General features: G+C 51.5%; 2 protein-coding genes. Both read right to left on the bottom strand.

Annotated features, from left to right (window positions below):
• Positions 1-480: 480 nt before the first annotated feature.
• Positions 481-762 carry a hypothetical protein gene (locus tag D6C13_RS25165; protein WP_120135326.1) on the bottom strand — a complete coding sequence of 94 codons (282 nt, stop codon included), beginning with the start codon at positions 760-762 and terminating at the stop codon, positions 481-483.
• Between the two features lie 161 nt (positions 763-923).
• The coding region (locus D6C13_RS25160; RefSeq protein WP_244212808.1) for an Ig-like domain-containing protein at positions 924-2,910 on the bottom strand (1,987 nt) is incomplete at its 5' end.

The raw sequence follows: 2,910 nt of genomic DNA, 5'->3' as shown, positions 1-2,910 counted from the left end.
AAATAATGTAATCCCGAAATTAAAATAACCGCAGGGTGAAAATAAAGAGAACAATATCTCACTGTTTTAAATGATATTTACCGAAATAGACCATCTGCTACAACAACCCAAACTAGAAATTCAATAAAACCGAATAGCAATATCAGATAATTCAGGCAACCCATTGCCATGCAAGGAAAACCCGATTAAAGAGAACGATGAAAAATCCGGCGGAGGAAAAAAGGCCATTCCCTAAAGGATGGCCTTCACAGCAAAAAATGTCTTTATAATCTCACCGCTTAATAGCACGAAAAATAAAACCTGAGCACTCCTGGTACGGAGAACGTCAATTCTAAATGGAAATATCTGATCCGGATATTACAATAAACAAAAAGAGATATTCCAGAATTCAGAATAAAACATTTAAAAATACGTCGCCGCGAATACGTTAATGCGTTCCTAGCCTGTCTTGTTACGTTAACCGGACACGCTTACTGACGACTATTTTTTCACATTCTGCGCAACACATAACGGCACAACCCGAAACTCCCGCGTGTGAAACTGTTCATTCAGCGCCCGTACGGTTTGTTTCAGGGCTGACGCTTCCGCTGCCACGCATCCCTCACCATCGAGGAAGACACTGCCTGACCGGTCAGAGATGGCGTACAACAAAACCAGAGACTGCTTCATCTCCAGTAAACGCAGTGCGGCGCGGTATTCGGCGCTCTCCGGGCGGTATTTTACCAACATGGCGAACAGTTCTTTTTTGCTCAGATCAGTCATGAGAAGTCCTGATACAGAAAGCCGGACAGATGACCCGTACAGGTGCGGCTGAGCGTGAGTATAGCGGCCACCAGACACAGGCCGGCAGGTCACATTCCGCAGCGGCTGAAAAAATCCCCGGCCGGAGCCAGGGATGGATTAAGGTCAGATCACGTCAGGGATTATGAAACCTGATGTAATTCCAGACCGTGCTGAACCAGCAGTTCTACATCACTGCCAGCATGCTGATATACCTCATACTGAACGCCACCTGCCGTCACTGCACCGCTGTCCTGCCAGGTGTTGTGAGCCAGGTCGTCGACTTTCAGTTCAACCACATCACCCTGATCGCCGGTAACCGCCAGCTGTTGCTTGCCGTCCTGCACAAACAGATTCGGATGGGCTTCGCTGAGAATGTCGTTCAGGGTCAGATGAAGGGTGTTCTGTACATGGTCAGTGATATCGACCGCAGCGGTGGATTTATTAGAATCGTCCACCTGTGCCAGGGTCATAATGTCGTGATAGTCCACGGCGTCGGGGCTAGTCAGCAGAGCGCTTTGCTGGGCAGCGTGAGCCGTGTCTGCGGAGGTCCACTGAATGGTATCGATGAAAGGGCTCCCCACAACGGTAAACGACGCAATATGCTGGTCTTCAGCCGGCGTAATGAGATATTTAAAAAGACCACCATTCGAGTTACGCCCTATATCCGTAACCGAGACGGTAATCAGATGCCCCGCCCAGTCATAGGCCTGGACGCTTGAGCTGTCTGAGACATCAATCGCGCCCACAAACGTGACACTGTCTGCGGAGCCAGGAAGCGTTATATTCACTCCGGCGCTTTTTACTGTGTCTAAGTAATTATACCCCCCTGTCTCATCTCTTAAGTCATGACCATCCGCACCACTGTTAGGCCACTCTTCCAAATCTATTTTGCCCCCCAAAGACTTCACTACAAGACCAGACTCGGTTGTAAAGCTGTTTGTAATGATATCGGGCATATCAGCCTGGTTAAACGACTCAATGCCAGACACACCCGGTGGGGTGGTGCCGTCATAATTGGTATCAACAAAGTTAACCACATAGCTGTCGCTGGCAACACTGGTGTTACCCGCCGCATCGGTGGCGGTTGCCGTGATGATGCGGTTACCGAACGTCGGCTGGAATGGCCCTGTCATATCGAATACCCAGTGACCGGAAGCATCAGCCACAACGGAGCCGTCGATATAAGTGGTCCCTGTTGATTCAATCACGTGACTGATAACCACGATGCTGTCATGTTCTGCGGTACCGCTGATTTTCAGCAGGCTGTCATCGGTTTTACCGCCATTGGCGACAGGCCCCTGAGTCAGTCCCTGGTCGTCATATACCTCAGTAATCACCGGTGCATCCGGTGGGGTGGTGTCTGCTGTTTCAACGTCCAGCACAAAGTTACCGGAGTGAATACTGGTGTTACCGGCCGCATCTGTCGCGGTGATGGTGAAGGTGTGCTTGCCGTCAGCAAGTGCCCGGGAGACATCATAGGTCCAGGCACCCTTTGAATCGGCTGCAACCGAGCCAATTACAACAGCGCCGTCGTAAACCGTCACGATGCTGCCTGCTTCCGCATCACCGTACAGTCTCGGGGTGTTGTCATCAATGGTGGCGTCATTAGCCACCCCGATGTTGGTGCCGTCATCGTAGGTTTCGATGGCACCGGTGATAACCGGTGCATCCGGCGGCGTGATGTCATCCTGATTCGGTGCTACAAAGTCCACACTGAACGTCACCGCTTCGCTGTGGTTTCCTGCAGTATCTACAGAGTAAGCGCTGTAGCTGAATGTGCCATAGTTGCCTTTGGCGTAGCCCTGAGGCAGGGTCCACTTACCGTCATCACCCACCGTTGCGGTGAAGCTGTAGTGTTCACCATAGACGCCCGTTGAACTGATATACACGATGCTGCCCGGCTCTGCCGTCCCGATAAGCACCGGATTGCTGTCATCGGTGAGACCCCCGTCAGCAACCAGACCCGTCACGGTACCCGCGTCATCCTGCAGGCCTGTGATGGTCATTTCAGTATGGGTGTCAATCGTGATGACAAAGCTGCCGGATGTGTCACTGACATTTCCCGCTGCATCTGTCGCAGTGGCAGTAAAGGTGTGGCTGCCGTCAGTGCGTGCGGATGGCGTGAAG

The sequence above is a fragment of the Rahnella woolbedingensis genome, from assembly GCF_003602095.1.
In the GTDB taxonomy this organism is placed as follows: domain Bacteria; phylum Pseudomonadota; class Gammaproteobacteria; order Enterobacterales; family Enterobacteriaceae; genus Rahnella; species Rahnella woolbedingensis.
The sequence above is the reverse complement of the archived record's forward strand: the minus strand, read 5'-3'. Positions and strand labels throughout refer to the sequence as shown.

Bases quoted from the DNA above. Each gene is read 5' to 3' on its own strand.
- D6C13_RS25165 (WP_120135326.1), bottom strand. From the start codon at position 762: ATGACTGATCTGAGCAAAAAAGAACTGTTCGCCATGTTGGTAAAATAC.